Source organism: Rosettibacter firmus (genome assembly GCF_036860695.1).
Lineage (GTDB): Bacteria > Bacteroidota > Ignavibacteria > Ignavibacteriales > Melioribacteraceae > Rosettibacter > Rosettibacter firmus.
Window position 1 is genome coordinate 1,312,092 of sequence record NZ_JAYKGJ010000001.1, and the last position, 17,792, is coordinate 1,329,883.

Genomic DNA, 17,792 nt, shown 5'->3' on the forward strand with positions numbered 1-17,792 from the left:
GACATAACAAATACAAGCATTAATATAATTTTAGGAGAAAAAGTGTCTACATATCAATTAAAACCATACTTAAGATTACTGATTTTATTCTTCATCTTAGTTGGTTTTACCAATAACTTGTTTGCTCAATTAAAAGGAATTAAGCAAACAACAAACTATACCAGCATAGCAAAAATTAGTGGAACTGCTGAGGGGGTGTCAGTTTCTTATATAAACCCATATACAAATCAAAGTGTAAGTAATTTTGCAGGTACTTTTAAAGGTACTCTTAATTCTAATTCTGTTAAGTTTTATTGCATAGACTTACAACATGGATTAGTTTACAATCAAGATTATTGGGACGAAGATTATACTTCATCCGAAATTACTTACATTCTAAACAACTATTATCCTTACAAAAACAATTACTCTGGACAATTAAGTGACATCAACAAAGAAGCTGCAGCCATTCAGATGGCTATCTGGCATTTTAGTGATGGAGTAAACCCCAATACAATTACGAATAATACTATTAAATCCAGAACACTTGCTATAATATCCGATGCAAATGCAAACCATAACAATTATGCACCATTACAAACTTTATTAATTCTTCCAGCCAATCAATCTCTTTTGCAGAATACACCTGCTCAATTTGATATTTATGCATATGATATTAATGGTAATCCTGTCGAAGGAGTTTCACTACAAATTTCTTCATCTATTGGAACATTAAGTTCAAGCTCTGGAACTACTGATAATAATGGTCATTTTGGACCTGTAACTATTACTTATAATGGAGTAGGCACAGCAGTAATTAAAGTAAAAGCAAAAGTTGATATTCCGCAGGGAACAAAATATGTTCATAAGACAAAACCAAATGATAAACAAAAATTAGTTTTAGCAACCCCTTCGTTCGATGAAAAAGAAGAGAATGCCAGTATAGAATGGTATTCCCCATCTGAGTGCGATTTAAGAGGATATGTAACATTTACACAGGGTGGTTGGGGTAGCTCTTCTAATAGCACACCTGGAAAAATTAGAGATCTATATTTTAATACTGTTTTCCCGAATGGAATGACTGTTGGCGGGAACTATAAGATTACATTTACTTCTGCGAGTGCAATTAAAAATTATTTGCCAGATGGTGGAACTCCTGCTGTACTTACACAAAATTATTTAAATCCTACCACTGATATTAGTGTATTAGCTGGACAGATTACAGCATTAAAATTAAATGTATATTATAGTGCAGCGGGTTATCTGGGTACAAATCCAATCCCATTAGGAAATCTTGTAATTAACAATGGACCTTTTGCAGGATATACAGTAAATCAATTTCTATCCTTTGCTGAACAGGTTTTAGGCGGAGGAGATACCAATGGTTTTACTCTTTCTCAAATTAATGATGCTGCAACAGCCATCAATGAAAATTTTGATAACGGAACAGTTGACAGAGGTTATTTAATTTGTTTGCAAAAGGCTTCGTTGGGAGATAGAGTCTGGAAAGACCTTAACAAAAATGGTATCCAGGATGATGGTGAACCAGGTTTAGAAAATGTAACTGTCAAATTATTTGATTGTAACGATAATTTAATTTCTACAACTACTACAAATTCACAGGGTTATTACTTATTCTCAAATCTTACTCCTGGTAGCTATTATGTACAATTCATTAATCCACAGGGTTATGTATTCACAAATCAGGATTCGGGAAACGATGATAATAAAGATTCTGATGCTAATATTAATACAGGAAAAACAATATGCACTACACTAACTTCTGGTGAGAATGATTTATCGTGGGATGCAGGTCTTTATGAAGAAACTGTTTGCCAGAATAAAATTGGTGATTTTGTATGGCACGATAAAAATGTAAATGGAATACAAGATTCAGGTGAACCAGGTATTGAAGGTGTTGTAATTGAATTATGGCAGAATAATCAACTAATTGCCACTGCAACAACAAATTCTAATGGCAAGTATGAATTTGACAATCTCTTAAATGGAACTTATCAGATAAAATTAGCTGCATCAAATTTTGCAAGTGGTGGTGTTCTTGAAAGCAATGCAAAAACAAAATGGTATTCTACAAAGAAAGATCAGGGTAATAACGATAGTAAAGATAGCGATGCAAACATTAATGAATCTGTAACAGTAAATATAAATTGCTCGGATGACATTAGTATAGATTTCGGATTTTATAAAACCTGCGTTAGTGTATACAAGACTGCAGATAAACAAACAGCTAAGCCTGGTGATGTAATTACATATACATTTACTGTAGAGAACTGTGGTGATATTACATTAAGTGGTGGAGTTGATTTTTATGATGCATTAATCAATCCAGATGGAGATCATAAAATCAAAAATATCACTCCAGTTTTACCAGGAGAAACTAAATCATTTACAAAAACTTATACAGTTACACAGAATGATTGTGGTGAATTAATCAATACAGTTAAAGCAGTTGGTCATCCAGTTGATGGTTCTGCTATAGTTGAAGATGAAGCTTTCACAACTGTACAAATTGATTGTGAATTATCCTGTGTAACTGATTGGACTGCAGTGTTGGGTCCAGATTCAGCAATATGCGAATATGATGCAAAACCAATTACAATTAATGGAACTGTTCATATAACACCAAATCCAGGCAAAGCATATTTGCAATTATCCTGGAGAATAGTTTATCCAAATGATGGTAGTGTTGATAATTCAACTCATTACCAAACAATTTTAATTACTAAGGATACCACATTTTCTATTACAGCACAATGGCCAGGAATTCGTCCAGAAGATCAAATCGTTGAAATTCATTATGGAGTAAATGTACTTGACTGCAATGGAAATCCAATTAAAAATGGAATAGGCAGAGATTTGTACTGGTATCCATGGGTATGCCCACCTCCACAGGAAGAACCTGCAGAAGTAAGAATTGAAAAGTCTGTTGACAATCAAAATCCAAATTGTGGCGAACAAATTACATATACAATAAAAGTTACAAATGATGGCCCAAACAAAGCTAAAGGCATTCAAGTAACTGATTTATTACCCCAGGGTTTGAATTATAATTCCAGTTCCACTTCACAGGGGGTATATGATTCAAATACGGGAATTTGGATTGTTGGTGATCTGAATTCCCAAACTTTTGCAACTCTAACAATCAATGCAGTTGTAGATTGCGATCAGTTATATAATTCAATATTCGATTTAGGACCAGCTAAAGATTATAATTTATTTGTAATCTATGATGTTGACCAACCATCTTCTGATACACAGGGAAAAGTTGCTGTTGGTAGAGATGCACATTTTGCTAATTATAGTATAGGTGATCAACTCCCACAAAATAGTGGAGATGTTTTAATTGTAGGACGAGATCTTATCTTCACAAGTGGTCATGTTAATGGAAATGTAGTTTATGGAAATTCAACAAATCTGCCTCAACCTTCTGTAAGCATTAATGGTACTTTACGTCAGGATAGTCCAATTAATTTTGCAGCAGCAAAAACTTATCTCGAAAATCTATCAACTAATCTTTCTAATTATACTGTAAATGGTACAGTAGATTTTCAATATGGTGGATTAACATTGACTGGAACCGATCCATTCCTGAATGTATTCAAAGTAAATGGTTCGGATCTTTCAATTGCTAATAATGTTACAATTAATGCACCTAATGGCTCGGTAGTTCTGGTTAATATAAATGGAACAAATGTATCTTGGACAGGTGGTTTAACAGTCAATGGTACAAGCATTACAAATGTTTTATATAACTTTTACGAAGCTTCACAATTAACAATTCAAGGAATTGACATACGTGGTTCTTTACTGGCTCCAACTGCAGATATCAATTTCGCAAGTGGTGTAATTAATGGTCAGATGATTTGTAAATCATTAACTGGAATGGGTCAGATGAATTTAGCACCATTCATTGGCAATATTCCATTTGAAAAAGAAATAACAAATATTGCATCAATAACTGCTGTGTTAACAACCGATCCGAATCCAGATAATAATTCTTCAAGTGCAACAATTACAGTTTCAACTTTAGATGAAACCAATAATGGTGATAACTCAGATAATCAAAATAACTGGCAATATTTAAATGGATTTTCTAATGGCGAAATTGTTTATGCAATGGCTTATGATGAATCTGGAAATATTTATGCAGGTACATGGGGCGGTAATATCTATAAATCAAGTAATGGCGGACAATCATGGTCAAAGATAAATAACAATATGAATGTTGGATTTATCTGGTCATTAAATATTCATAATGGATTTATATTTGCCGCAACTGAACAGGGTGTATTCAAATTCGATGGATTTAACTGGACTTTAACTTCGTTATCAAATATCGATGTTCATGCTCTTGCTTCAGATGGTAACTCATTGTATGCTGGTACTTGGGGACTTGGAGTTTATGTTTCGAACGATAATGGTTCAACATGGAGCGAAATGAATAATGGTCTTGGATTTAATTTAGTTATAAATGCTCTTACAATTCATTCAAATACATTATACGCTGCAAGTTATGGTGGTGGAGTATTCAAGTACGAAAATTCATTATGGACAAAATTAAATGTTGGCTACGATTTCGTCTGGACAATCACATCAAATTCAAATGGCTTATATGCTGGAACTTATGGAGATGGATTATATCGTTCAACAGATAATGGTAATACATGGACAAAAGTATCTAACCTGAATGCTCCTTTCATTTATTCAATAGCAGTAAATTTAAGTGGTAAAATTTATGTTGCATCGTGGACAAGTGGAGTATTTGAATCTACAGATAATGGTAATACCTGGAATTCACTTGGAATGGGTGGATTTGGTGTAAGTGCTCTGATTGTTTCAAGAAATAATGATAATGTTTATGTCGGCACTAAAGAAGGAAAGATTTATTTAAGTAAACGAGTTGCTGGTGTAACTTCTGTTGAATCTGAAGAAATTCCAACTAAATTCGAATTAAGTCAGAATTATCCAAATCCTTTCAATCCAGTAACAACAATTAAATTTGCAGTGCCAGAAAAAGGTAGATACACACTTAAAGTATATGATATACTTGGTCAGGAAGTTGCTACATTGTTCGACGATGAAATGAATGCAGGAATACAAAAAACAATGTTTAACGGAAGCAATTTAAGTTCAGGAGTTTACATTTATAGATTAATTGGAAATAATGTTAACATCAGTAAGAAAATGATTTTGATGAAGTAATTCCCACTTCAAAACTCTGCACCTCGAATTCAATTTCGGGGTGCAGAAAATTAAATAACTTTGTAGCTAATTTTTGAGTTGCAGTAGTATTCGTTATGAATTTTTTAATGAATTGATTGCACTATTAATTTTTTCGATTAACTCTTTCTCGCTAATATTTTCGTATCTGATTCTTGCTGTCTTTATAAATACTTCTGGTGGATCTCCTTCCCCTTTCATATACCTGTAAAGATTAAATCCAAGTCTGTATCTTTCATTCATAATTGGTATGTATTCTTTCAACGATTCTGCTATGTTATAACATTTTTTTTCAATTGAATCTTCTGGAAAATATTTTATTCCAGGTGGTGGTAAAGTTGTCATCTTACAATCTCTTATTTTTTCATTCGAAAAATAAATAAGTAAAGATTTAGTTCCAACCTGCGTTTTGAATGATATTTTTAATTATCTAATTTTTGAATTATAATTTCTTTAATTTCTTTATGAAAGATATCTTTAAAAAAATCCTTATAATCAGGTTAAGTTCACTTGGAGATATATTACTCACTACACCTGTAATTCGAGCATTAAAAAAGAAATATCCCGAATCCAGTATTGATTTTCTTGTTAAATCACAATATTCAGATGTAATTAAATACAATCCATATTTAAATAAAATTTATGAATACAATTCCAGCAACTTAAAAGTGTTAATTACACAATTAAAACAAAATGAGTACGAGTTAATTATTGACCTGCAAAATAATTTCAGAAGTAGATTAATTACATTTCAGCTTAAATCTCCTGCATATCATTTTAAAAAACTATCATTAAAAAAATTTCTTCTGGTAAAATTCAAAATAAATTTATTCAATAAAACAAAAACAATTCCAGAGCGATATGCTGAAACATATCCACAAATTAAGCTTGATGAGAATGGTCTTGATCTATTTATTCCTTCAGAAATAGAAAATGAAATCGACACGAATTTTTCTAATGCACAGGTTATAGGCTTTTGTCCAGGTTCAAGACATTTCACAAAAAGATGGCCATCAGAATACTTTGTTGAACTTGGAAATAAATTAGCAGAAGATGGTTATCAAATTTTCATTCTGGGTGGAAAAAACGATAAAGAAATTTGTGCTGAGATATCAAAAAAAATCCAGAATAGTATAAATCTTCAAAATGATGATGAAATATTAAAAACAGCTGTTTATATGAAAAAATGTAAAGCAATTGTTACAAACGATTCTGGATTAATGCATACTGCATCTGCAATTGGTCTTCCCGTTCTGGTTCTATTCGGATCAAGTGTAAAGGAATTTGGATTTACACCATACAAAGTAAAAAATATCATACTCGAAAATAATTCTCTTTCCTGCAGACCATGCAGTCACATTGGTAAAGAAAAATGTCCTGAAAAACATTTTAAATGTATGAAAGACTTAACTCCAGATTTAGTATATCAAACTTTAAAAAAACTAATGAACTCATTATGAAATTATTCTGGCACTTACTTTATAACATTATTTTTTATCCAGCATTATACTTAATAATTTTAATATCACCATTATTAAATGAAAAAATTAAATCCAGCATTAGAGATAGAAAATATTTATTTCCCAGACTAATTCAATCATTAGCAAAAATAGATAGAAGTAAGAAACTTATCTGGTTTCATTCTTCATCGATGGGAGAATTTGAACAGGCAAAACCAATTATCGAAAAAATAAAATCAGAAAAAGATGTAAACATTGTTGTAAGTTTTTTTTCTCCTTCAGGTTATCGTAATTCACTCAACTATCCACATGCAGATATCATTACATATTTACCATTCGATAAACTTAGCTTAACAAAAAAATTCCTTGATATATTGAAACCTTCAATTGCAATATTTATGAGATATGACATCTGGCCAAATATGATCTGGCAACTCGAACAAAAAAATATTCCATATTTCATTGTAGATGCCACAATGAGAAGCAACAGCAAAAGAACTTTGCCTATTATTAAGAATTTCCACAAGCAATTATATCAATCTGCAGCAAAAATACTTACAGTATCAGAAAATGATGCAAAAAACTTTCTATCATTTGGAATAAATAAAAACATAGTAAAAGCTGTAGGTGATACTCGCTACGATAGAGTTTATCAAAAAAGTCTTCAAGCAAAAGAAAAAAATTTATTTAAAGAAGAAATATTTAAAAACAAGAAAGTACTAATACTGGGAAGCACATGGGAAAGTGATGAAGAAGTTTTATTCCCTGCTATTAATAAATTATTAAAGTACAATAAAGATATTATAGTAATAATTGTACCGCACGAACCTACTGAGATTCATCTCGAAAAGATTGAAAATTATTTTTCTGAAAAGCAAAGAACAATTCGATTTTCACTGATGAATAATTACAATGATGAAAATATAATCATAGTTGATTCAATCGGAATTTTATTAACACTTTACAAATATGCCGATGTAGCTTATGTTGGCGGAAGTTTCAAACAAATTCATAATGTTCTGGAACCAGCTGTTTATGGCATACCAGTCATTTATGGACCGAAATACGAAAACAGTCAGGAAGCAATTAAATTAAAAGAAATTGGTGGTGGAATAGTAATTCAGAATAAAAAAGAAGCTTATAAAACACTTCGCAAACTCTTCTCAGATGAATCCTACCGTAAAAGTATTGGTTTAATTTGTATTAATTATGTAAAAAATAATATTGGAGCCACAGAAAGCATAATAAAAGAAATTTATTCACATCTCTAATATTGCCGTTATTATTTAGGATTGTTGTTTATATAACCTTAGTTGATAAAAATTATTTCATTTAATACCTTTGTAATACAGGCAATAAAAAGAGAGATATAATGAAATCAAAATTAGAAGTATGGCAACAATTAAATGAACAGGGAATTCATAATATTAATAACTTGTTCTATAATCTTACAACTCCAGCTTTATATGAACAAGCAGTAAGAAGAAGAGAAGCTATGATAGCTCATATGGGTCCACTTGTAGTAAGAACAGGTCAACATACTGGAAGAAGTCCTAACGATAAGTTTATTGTTAAAGAACCAACAAGTGAAAAAAACATCTGGTGGGGCAAAGTAAATAAACCAATAGAAGAAAAATATTTTGAAATTATTTATAATCATATGTTATCGTACATGCAAAATAAAGATTTATATGTGCAGGATTGTTATGTTGGTGCCGACCCCAAATTTCGAATACCAATACGAGTAATTACAGAAACTGCATGGCACAGTCTTTTTGCAAGAAATATGTTTATAAGAGCAAATTCAGACGAACTAAAAGATCACAATCCTGAATATACACTAATTAATCTCCCTTATTTTCAAGCAGATCCAGAGAATAATGGAACCAATTCAGGAGTATTCATTATTATTAACTTCGGTAAAAAATTAATTTTAATTGGTGGAACAAGTTATGCGGGTGAAATAAAGAAATCAATTTTTACAGTGATGAATTATTTAATGCCTCTAAAAGGTGTAATGTCAATGCATTGCTCTGCGAATATAGGAGAAAAGGGAGATGTTGCTATTATGTTTGGTCTTTCTGGAACAGGTAAAACAACACTATCGGCAGATCCAAAAAGAAAATTAATAGGAGATGATGAACACGGCTGGAGTTCAGAAGGAATTTTTAATTACGAAGGTGGATGTTATGCAAAAGTAATACGTCTTTCTAAAGAATCAGAACCTTATATTTATGAAACAACACGTCGTTTTGGAACTATATTAGAAAATGTTGCAATGGATGTTTTTACAAGAACACTTGATCTCGATGACGATTCTCTAACTGAAAATACACGAGCTGCTTATCCTATCGATTATATTCCAAATATAGAAATTTCTGGTGTTGGTGGTCATCCAGATAATATCATTATGTTAACCGCCGATGCATTTGGAGTTTTACCTCCTATTGCAAAACTAACTACAGAACAAGCAGTATATCACTTTTTATCGGGATATACAGCAAAAGTTGCTGGTACAGAAAAAGGTGTAACCGAACCCAAAGCTACTTTCAGTACATGTTTTGGTGCCCCATTCATGGCTCTGCATCCATCTGTTTATGCTAAATTACTTGGCGATAAAATTAAACAGCATAATGTTAAATGCTGGCTTATTAATACTGGATGGACTGGTGGTCCATATGGTGAAGGACACAGAGTGAAAATAGAATATACAAGAGCTATGCTTAATGCAGCATTAAATGGCGAATTAGACAATACAGAAATTTATGAAGAAAACTTTTTTGGATTAAGAGTTCCTAAACAAATAAATGGAATCCCATCCGAAATTCTTAATCCTCGCAATACCTGGATTGATAAAAATAAATATGATGATACAGCTAAAAAATTAGTAGGTATGTTTAAAGAAAACTTTAAGAATTTTGAAAGTTACGCATCAGAAGAAATAATCAAAGCAGGACCAAAGTAACAGGAAAATTTTTCAGAGCTTTTTCTATTTATGCCATCAAGTCACAACTAAAATTAATTAATACATTTTTGATGAGTGTTCAAATAAAATTTATTTACTATCTTTATCATATAAAAAATGGAGATGTTGAATGGAAAGAATAACTTCTTTCAAAGCTTATGATATAAGGGGAATAGTACCTGACGAATTAAATCAAAATCTTGTATATAAAATCGGAAAAGCTCTCGCAAAATACCTCGGGGCAAAATCAATTGTAATTGGTAAAGACATTAGAAAATCTTCACCTGAATTGTCAAATGCTTTAGCGAATGGTCTTAGTGATGCTGGTTGTGATGTTATAGATATTGGATTATGTGGAACAGAAATGATCTACTTTGCAACACCATTTTTAAATGCCGATGGGGGTGTAATGATTACTGCAAGTCACAATCCTCCACAATATAATGGACTCAAGTTTGTCAAAAGAAATTCTGTGCCTCTCGGTTACGATTCTGGCTTAAATGAAATTGAAAAAATGATATTGAAGGATGAACTTGATATTCAAGTAAAAGAAAAAGGAAAAGTTATTCAAAAAAATATTATGAATGACTTTATTAGTCATCTTGGTAAATTTTATGATCCTAAAAAAATAAAACCTTTCAAAGTTGTTGTTAATGCTGGCAATGGATGTGCTGGACCTGCATTAAACGAACTTGAAAAATTTTTGCCAATAAAAATGATAAAAGTTTTCTTTGATCCAGATCCAGATTTTCCAAATGGTGTTCCGAATCCATTACTTCCTGAAAATAGAAAATCAACAATTGATGCAATTAAAGAACACAAAGCCGATCTTGGTGTTGCCTGGGATGGTGATTATGATCGTTGTTTTTTCTTTGATGAAAATGGCAACTTTATTGAAGGTTACTATATTGTAGCACTACTCGCAAAATCAATACTTAAAAATAATCCTGGTGAAAAAATTGTATACGATCCAAGATTAACATGGAATACAATTGATGTTGTAACTAAAGCTGGCGGAATTCCAGTAATTTCAAAAAGTGGTCACGCATTCATAAAACAGAAAATGCGAGAAGTAAATGCAATCTATGGTGGTGAAATGTCTGCTCACCATTATTTTAGAGATAACTCTTTTTCAGATAGTGGATTAATTCCATTTCTTCTTGTATTACAATTGCTTTCAGAAGAAGATGCAAAACTTTCTGAACTTGTTGATGAAATGATAAAAGCATATCCCTGCTCGGGAGAAATAAACTCAACAATTGAAAATCCAGCTGCTAAACTTGCTGCTATTAAAGAAAAATATTCAGATGGTAAAATTGATGAAATAGATGGTGTAAGCGTCGAATATCCTGATTGGAGATTCAATGTTCGTATGAGTAATACCGAACCACTTCTAAGATTGAATGTTGAATCGAAAGGTAATGAAAAACTTATGCGAGAAAAAACAGAAGAATTATTAAATTTTATACGCAGTTAACAACTATAAATTCTTATAAACGTCTAAACAAGCAAATATAAGGAGATTAAAAATGTCTGAGCAGGAAAAAACTTTTGATGTTGATAAACTCTTAAAAAATAAATTAAAAAATGTTAGTATCAACACACTCGAAAATGCAATTGCTAAAGTTGTAAGTGAACTTGTTGGTGAAGATTATAAATGTACTATAAGTGAAGTCAAATATACATTATTCAGTGGTGCAGATTTTCATGTAAAAATAGAATTAACATATAATCCCAATGAATAATCTGCTAATGATATTCTGTATGTTAATCTAAAAGAAAATTTGTACTCGAAATAAATTCAGCAAGTTAATAAACAAGTTTTAGTATAAAAATATCGAAATTGCTTATTCAATTATGTTCTTTAAAATCTCAATAACTCTATCAATTTCATTTTTAGTATTATAAAAATGGGGTGAAAATCGAAGCATCCCTTCTCGAACTGCACAATGAATATTATTAGCTTCAAGTTTATCAAAAATCTGTTCTGCTTCACTTAATTTAATTGTAACAATTCCCGCACGATTTCCCGAAGGTACATTTGCTAAAACTGGATTTAAACCAATTTCCAATAATTTTTCTATAAAATAATTTGTATTATTTATAATATTCCTTTCAATATTACTCATGCCAAAATCAACAAAAAGATCTAATACAGAATCGAAGATAGCTATACCAAGTGAATTCAAAGTGCCATTTTGAAATCGATCAGCTGAGTTTTTAAGTACCAATTTGTAATCAAGAAGATTCCATGCATTTTTTACAGAAGTCCATCCCACAAACTTTTGTTCTATTCTTTCCTGAAGACTCTCATTTAAATAAATATACGCCAGACCTTCGGAAGACATAAACCATTTTTGTGTTCCACCTGCAAGAAAATCGATCTGAGATTTATTAACATCTATTTCAATTACTCCAGCAGATTGAATTGCATCCACACAAAAAATTATATTATGTTTTTTACATAATTCACCTATCGCATCAATATCTGCACGATATCCAGTTAAAAATTGAACATGACTGATTGATAATAATTTTGTTTTTGATGTAATCGCTTTTTCGATATCATTTATATCAATTATTCCATTTTTACTTTTTACAAAATCTATTTCCACACCATATTTTTTAAGATTCAGAAATGGATACACATTCGAAGGAAATTCTAAATCATTAAGAATTATTCTATCGCCATCTTTCCAGTTAAGTCCCTGAGCCAAAATATTCAATCCATTCGATACATTATCGATCCAGGCTATTCTTTCTGGAGTAGTTCTCAATAGTAATGCAAGTTTTTTCTTGGCACTTGCACTCCATTTAAGAAAATAGTTGTAGTTTTCTATAACTTCGCCACTTCTCTGTTTTGTATATTCATCGATCCTTTTCAAAGCATATTCACACCAGGGACCAATTGAAGCATGATTAAAATATATTTTATTCATTCTTAAATGGGGAAATAGATTTCGGACTTCTTCGAGTGTCATAATAAACCTAAATTAATTTCTGAAAAGTTCGATAATAAAAATAGAAAAGGAGCCTTTTCTAATGAATAAGATTTTAGAAATAGCATTAGCTTTCTATGGAATATTGGTTCCCAAGAAGTACATTAAAGAATTTTATCGACTTGTAATTGAATATCTCGACGAAAAATACTCCATAGAAACAGCAATAGGATTAGCACTAAGAAAATTAAAATTGAATTAAGAACTTTTATTATAGGATTTGCTAATCCCGAGCCACAATTTTATACTTTCAGATTATCGCACATAATCTTCCAATAATTATAAATAAATTTAATCGAGCAATAACTTTTATTTTTTATTCAAGATTTCTTCAATCATATCCATAACTTTATTCATTTTCGACATCGTTAAATCAAATGCTTCAGAAGAAAGTGGATCGATACCAGCTTTTTTAATCAGGTCAATTGGATATTCTGAACTACCACCTTTTAATATGTAATAAAATTTATCAACTGCTGGTTGTCCTTCTTTTAAGATTTTTTCTGCAAAAGCAGTGGCATAAATTAGTGAAGTAGCATACTGATAAACATAATAAGTATAATTTACAAAATGTGGTATGTAAGCCCACTCATAAGCAATATAATCATCGACGACACAAATTCCATTATCGTGACCATAATATTTTTTTACAATGTCATAATAAATTTTACTCAGGTCTTCTCCCGTGAGTGGTTCGCCGTTTTCAATCCGTTTATGAATTTCCCATTCGAATTCTGCAAAAGAAGTTTGTCTGAAAATTGTTGTTCTGAGTAAATCGAGATATGATCCCAGTAAATACAATTTTTCTTCGTCTGATTTTACATTATTAACCATATAATTATTAAGTAAATTTTCGTTAATTGTAGAAGCAATTTCTGCAACAAATATAGAATATTGTGAATTAACAAAAGGTTGATGTTTATTTGAAAAATAGCTATGCATTGTGTGACCAAGTTCGTGAGCAAGTGTTGAAACAGATTCATAATCATCTGTCCAGTTCATCAAAATAAATGGATGATAATCATAAGCAGCTCCAGAAGAATATGCACCACTTCTTTTTCCTGCAGTTGGAATATAATCAATCCATCGTTCTTCAAAAGCTTTTTTGACTGTGTTTACATATTCTTCGCCCATAGGCTTAAATGCTTCAAGTAAAAATTTTTGACCTTCTTCAATTGTGAACTTAAATTCAACTGATTTTACTAATGGAGTATAAAGATCGTAGTAATGAAGTTGATCTACTCCAAGCATTTTTGTTTTAAGTTTCAGAAATCGGTGTAATGTTGAAAGGTTTTTATTAATCTGTTCTATTAAATTCTCGTAAACTGTAACAGGAATATTATTTACATTTAATGCACTTTCGAGAACGGTTTTATATTTTCTATTCTTTGCATAGAAATAATCTGCTCTTAATTTACCAACTAAATTTGCACCAATTGTATTTTGAAATCTTTTATAGTTTTCAAAAGTAGATTTCATTACAAGTTCTCTATCAGCACGATTTTGAACTGTTCGATATTTTGTATAAGCTGCAGAAGTTAATTCAACTTCTTCTCCTGTAGATAATTTAACTTTTGGATTTGGTTTTTCTGCATTATCAAAGATTCCATAAACTTCGCTTGGTGTAGAAGTAATTAATCCAGCACTTGCAAGTATTTCTTCTTCTCGTTGTGATAATGTATGTTCTTTCAAACGCAAAATGTCATTAACATAGAATTTAAATTCATCAAGTTCTTTTTTCTCTTCAAAGAATTTTTTAATTCTTTCTGGATCAATACTTAATATTTCAGGATTTATGTAAGAAGCAGCTTCGTTGAGTTTTGTACCAAGTGTTGTCGCTTGTTGATTTAAGGATTGATTAGCGCTTATTCTTAAATCTTCATCTGCAAGTCTAAATGCATAGTCTGATAGTTTATAGTATTTTTTTAGAGTATCAAAATAAAGTCTTAATGCATTATAAAATGTTTCTGCATTTTCACTTAATCTATTTTGATAAGATTTAATTTTTTCTATTTGATTTTCAATTTCCAATTTATCGTTATTCCATTCGTCCAGGTTTTTATAAAGAATAGAATTATCCCACTTATATTTTTCTGGAATATCTTTTCTTTCTTTATTTTGCATAAAGGTAACTTCGTACATAACAAACACCATAATTGTTATAAGATATAAACTTGTTTTCATTTGAATTCACCATATAATAATTTTGAAAAAAATTATTCCTTATTTGTTCTGAAAGAATCCCATATCATATATGCAGAAATTAAAGTGAACATAATCAAAGCAAGTAATTCTGCTTCGTTAGATTCCTGCCATTCAACATTTACCCAGTTATAGCCAGCATAACGAAGAATTGCACTTATAACGCCAAAGAGTGCACCTCCTGCAATAAATCCAGATGCAATTAAAGTTCCCCTTTCTCTTCTCGAATTATTTATCGATTCATCTTTACTTCTTGTCGAAACAAAGTGAGCAATTAAACCACCAACTAATAATGGAGTATTTAATTCAAGTGGAATATACATTCCAAGTGCAAAAGGTAAAGCTGGTACTTTTATAATTGTTAAAATCAAAGCAAAGAAAGCTCCTGCAAGATAAAGCATCCATGGTGCAGGTTGATTTGACATTAATGGTTTAATTACAGCAGCCATTGCATTTGCCTGTGGAGCTACTAAGGCATTATCACCTTTAAATCCATAAGTTTCATTTAAAACCATTATAATCCAGGATACAGTAGCAGCAGAAAATATAGTTCCTACAAATTTCCATCTTTCCTGTTTATAAGGAGAAGAACCAAGCCAATAACCAATTTTCAAATCAGTAATAAAAGCTCCAGCTTGAGATAATGCTGTACAAACAACACCACCGATTATCAAAGCTGAAATCATTCCAGAAGTTCCTGTTAATCCAACTGATACTAAAACTGCGGACGAAAGAATTAAAGTCATCAATGTCATTCCAGAGACAGGATTTGTTCCAACAATAGCTATTGCTGTAGCTGCAACTGTAGTGAATAAGAAGGAAATAATTAATACTATCAATAAACCAACAAGTGCCTGAAATAAATTATTAACAACACCAAAAAGGAAAAAAACAAATATTAGAACAGCAGTAATGAAAATACCACCAAAAATAATTTTCATTGGTAAATCTCTTTGAGTACGTTCATTATTTTCATTTATTCTTTTGCCAAATAGTTCTTGAAATCCAAGCTTAAAAGCTTTTTTAATAATTCCCGAAGAACGAACAATTCCAATAAATCCAGCCATTGCTATTCCACCAATACCAATGTGACGAACATAAGCCCGAAATATTTGTTCGGCTGACATATCTCTAATCAACAAAGTAACATTAGCTCCTATTGGCGTAGTGATGTAATCTCCAAAATATGCAATAACAGGAATCAATACAAACCATGAAAGAAACGAACCAGCAGTAATTATTGAAGAGTATTTTAATCCAATTATATAACCAAGTCCAAGTATAGCTGAGCTAACACTTAATCGAAATTCCAGTTTTATTTTTTCTGCCAGAGTTTGACCTAATGGGAACACTTTAGTTGTAAACAATTCACTCCACCATCCAAAAGTTGCAACAACAAAATCATAAACACCGCCAATTAATCCACTAATTACGAGTACCAAAGCCTGTTTACCACCCTTTTCGCCAGCAACTAAAACTTCGGTTGTTGCAGTGGCTTCGGGGAAAGGAAATTTGCCATGCATTTCGGATACAAAATATTTTCTAAATGGAATTAAAAAAAGTATACCTAAAAATCCTCCAAGAAGTGAAGCAAAAAATATTTTATAAAAATCTGCCTGAAGTTCAAGTATATAAAGAGCTGGAATTGTAAAAATTGCTCCAGCTACAATCGTTCCAGAAGTAGCACCAATTGATTGAATTATTACATTCTGACCAAGAGCACTTTTCTTTTTCAAAGAAGCAGATAACCCAACAGCTAAAATTGCTATTGGAATTGCAGCTTCGAATACCTGTCCAATTTTTAATCCAAGATATGCAGCTGCAGCCGTGAAGATTACCGCCATTATTATTCCAGTAATAACAGAATAAGGAGTAACTTCAGGATATTCTTGAGTAGGCAACATTACTGGAATATATTTTTCGCCAGGTTTCAACTCGGTATAAGCATTTGATGGAAGTCCCTGTGAAGTTTTGTTTTCCGATTGATTCATAAATTCTCTCCTATGACAAGTAATAAATTTTATAACAACTTTCTTATTAAGGAATTGAAATTATTCATAACAATTTGTATTTGAATATAATATCTCGCATTTAAAGATTTTATTTTTATTGTTACTTCACATCAATCTTGCTATAATCTAACTCAGAACCGAGCAGACTATGAGGTATTAAATAAACAATTAACATCAGAATTGCTGCAGCAAGAACCCAAACTTTTGGATTACTCGATTTCTTTATTTTGTAGAATGCAAATAACCATCCAATCATAGCAATTAGAGTTTTATTATCTGTTAAGTCAAATCCAAAAGGGAAACCAGTCCACCATTTTCCAAAAGCATAATATTGCATTATAGGTCCAAGAATAAAACCACCTATAAAGAGTGAAATAATAGTTAAGAGAAAATAAAATTTTAATTTAGGTTCTTTACTAAAATATTCGAATGCTGCTCGAGTGGAGAATAACATCGATAAAAACATTGCAAGTATATGAGGAATTAATATAAAATCAGGAACATCTCCTTTAAATCTTATTACAACAGTTTTATCTTCTGGAAGAAATATCTTTTTGTCATCCTTTTTAAGTTCTATAAAATACTCAAGCTTTCCTGCAGGAGGTTGCTTTGGCAATTCTGCTTTTAGACCATTATTATTAGTCATTAAAATGCTTTTAAAATTTTGATCGAACTTATATCTTTTCCAGTACAAAATTCCTTCAACATTATTATCAATATTAATTTCTATTAAATAATTTTTATTAGATGAGTGACTGCGTTCAAATTTGTAGGTGATTAATTTACCATCAAAATTAACTCTGCCTTTGACTGGATAAGTAGGACCTGTAACTCTTTGGTAGATTGCTGATGAAATCGTAATTAAAAAAGCTAAGAACCAGAAAAGAATACTTTTTGTTTTGGTCATACAATAATTACAATAATTCTATAAGCA

General features: G+C 31.0%; 12 protein-coding genes. 7 read left to right on the forward strand and 5 right to left on the reverse strand.

Annotation, left to right across the window (positions count from 1 at the left end):
• Positions 1–42 precede the first annotated feature (42 nt).
• Positions 43–5,202, forward strand: a complete 5,160-nt coding sequence (locus VJY38_RS05605; protein ID WP_353679689.1) for an SdrD B-like domain-containing protein — start codon at positions 43–45, stop codon at positions 5,200–5,202.
• A 93-nt stretch (positions 5,203–5,295) separates the two neighbouring features.
• On the opposite strand, the gene VJY38_RS05610 is transcribed toward VJY38_RS05605, so the two are convergent.
• The gene (locus tag VJY38_RS05610; RefSeq protein ID WP_353679690.1) at positions 5,296–5,565 is read right to left on the reverse strand and encodes a hypothetical protein; all 270 of its coding nucleotides are present in this window, start codon (positions 5,563–5,565) and stop codon (positions 5,296–5,298) included.
• A gap of 119 nt (positions 5,566–5,684) precedes the next feature.
• Between VJY38_RS05610 and waaF the strand changes: the two genes are divergently transcribed.
• The 5 genes from waaF (at position 5,685) to VJY38_RS05635 (ending at position 11,390) form a co-directional block, all read left to right on the forward strand.
• Positions 5,685–6,680 carry a lipopolysaccharide heptosyltransferase II gene (gene waaF, locus VJY38_RS05615; protein ID WP_353679691.1) on the forward strand — a complete coding sequence of 332 codons (996 nt, stop codon included), beginning with the start codon at positions 5,685–5,687 and terminating at the stop codon, positions 6,678–6,680.
• The gene (locus VJY38_RS05620) at positions 6,677–7,951 is read left to right on the forward strand and encodes a 3-deoxy-D-manno-octulosonic acid transferase (RefSeq protein ID WP_353679692.1); all 1,275 of its coding nucleotides are present in this window, start codon (positions 6,677–6,679) and stop codon (positions 7,949–7,951) included. The genes waaF and VJY38_RS05620 overlap by 4 nt, the downstream gene beginning before the upstream one ends.
• Before the next feature lie 101 nt (positions 7,952–8,052).
• The gene (locus tag VJY38_RS05625) at positions 8,053–9,645 is read left to right on the forward strand and encodes a phosphoenolpyruvate carboxykinase (RefSeq protein ID WP_353679693.1); all 1,593 of its coding nucleotides are present in this window, start codon (positions 8,053–8,055) and stop codon (positions 9,643–9,645) included.
• Between the two features lie 130 nt (positions 9,646–9,775).
• On the forward strand, positions 9,776–11,122 hold the full coding sequence (locus VJY38_RS05630) for a phosphomannomutase/phosphoglucomutase (RefSeq protein WP_353679694.1): 1,347 nt from the start codon (positions 9,776–9,778) through the stop codon (positions 11,120–11,122).
• A gap of 52 nt (positions 11,123–11,174) precedes the next feature.
• On the forward strand, positions 11,175–11,390 hold the full coding sequence (locus tag VJY38_RS05635) for a hypothetical protein (RefSeq protein ID WP_353679695.1): 216 nt from the start codon (positions 11,175–11,177) through the stop codon (positions 11,388–11,390).
• A 102-nt stretch (positions 11,391–11,492) separates the two neighbouring features.
• Here VJY38_RS05635 and VJY38_RS05640 read toward each other — a convergent pair whose 3' ends face one another.
• Positions 11,493–12,626: an aminotransferase class V-fold PLP-dependent enzyme gene (locus VJY38_RS05640; protein WP_353679696.1), complete on the reverse strand. Its 1,134-nt coding sequence runs from the start codon at positions 12,624–12,626 to the stop codon at positions 11,493–11,495.
• 61 nt (positions 12,627–12,687) lie between these two features.
• Between VJY38_RS05640 and VJY38_RS05645 the strand changes: the two genes are divergently transcribed.
• On the forward strand, positions 12,688–12,846 hold the full coding sequence (locus VJY38_RS05645; protein WP_353679697.1) for a hypothetical protein: 159 nt from the start codon (positions 12,688–12,690) through the stop codon (positions 12,844–12,846).
• Between the two features lie 107 nt (positions 12,847–12,953).
• On the opposite strand, the gene pepF is transcribed toward VJY38_RS05645, so the two are convergent.
• From pepF to VJY38_RS05660, 3 genes are all read right to left on the reverse strand, one after another.
• Positions 12,954–14,828 carry an oligoendopeptidase F gene (pepF, locus tag VJY38_RS05650; protein ID WP_353679698.1) on the reverse strand — a complete coding sequence of 625 codons (1,875 nt, stop codon included), beginning with the start codon at positions 14,826–14,828 and terminating at the stop codon, positions 12,954–12,956.
• 32 nt (positions 14,829–14,860) lie between these two features.
• Positions 14,861–16,837 (reverse strand): OPT family oligopeptide transporter, encoded by a 1,977-nt coding sequence (locus tag VJY38_RS05655; protein ID WP_353679699.1) that lies wholly within the window; start codon positions 16,835–16,837, stop codon positions 14,861–14,863.
• Between the two features lie 121 nt (positions 16,838–16,958).
• Positions 16,959–17,765 (reverse strand): hypothetical protein, encoded by an 807-nt coding sequence (locus VJY38_RS05660; RefSeq protein WP_353679700.1) that lies wholly within the window; start codon positions 17,763–17,765, stop codon positions 16,959–16,961.
• Positions 17,766–17,792: the final 27 nt, after the last annotated feature.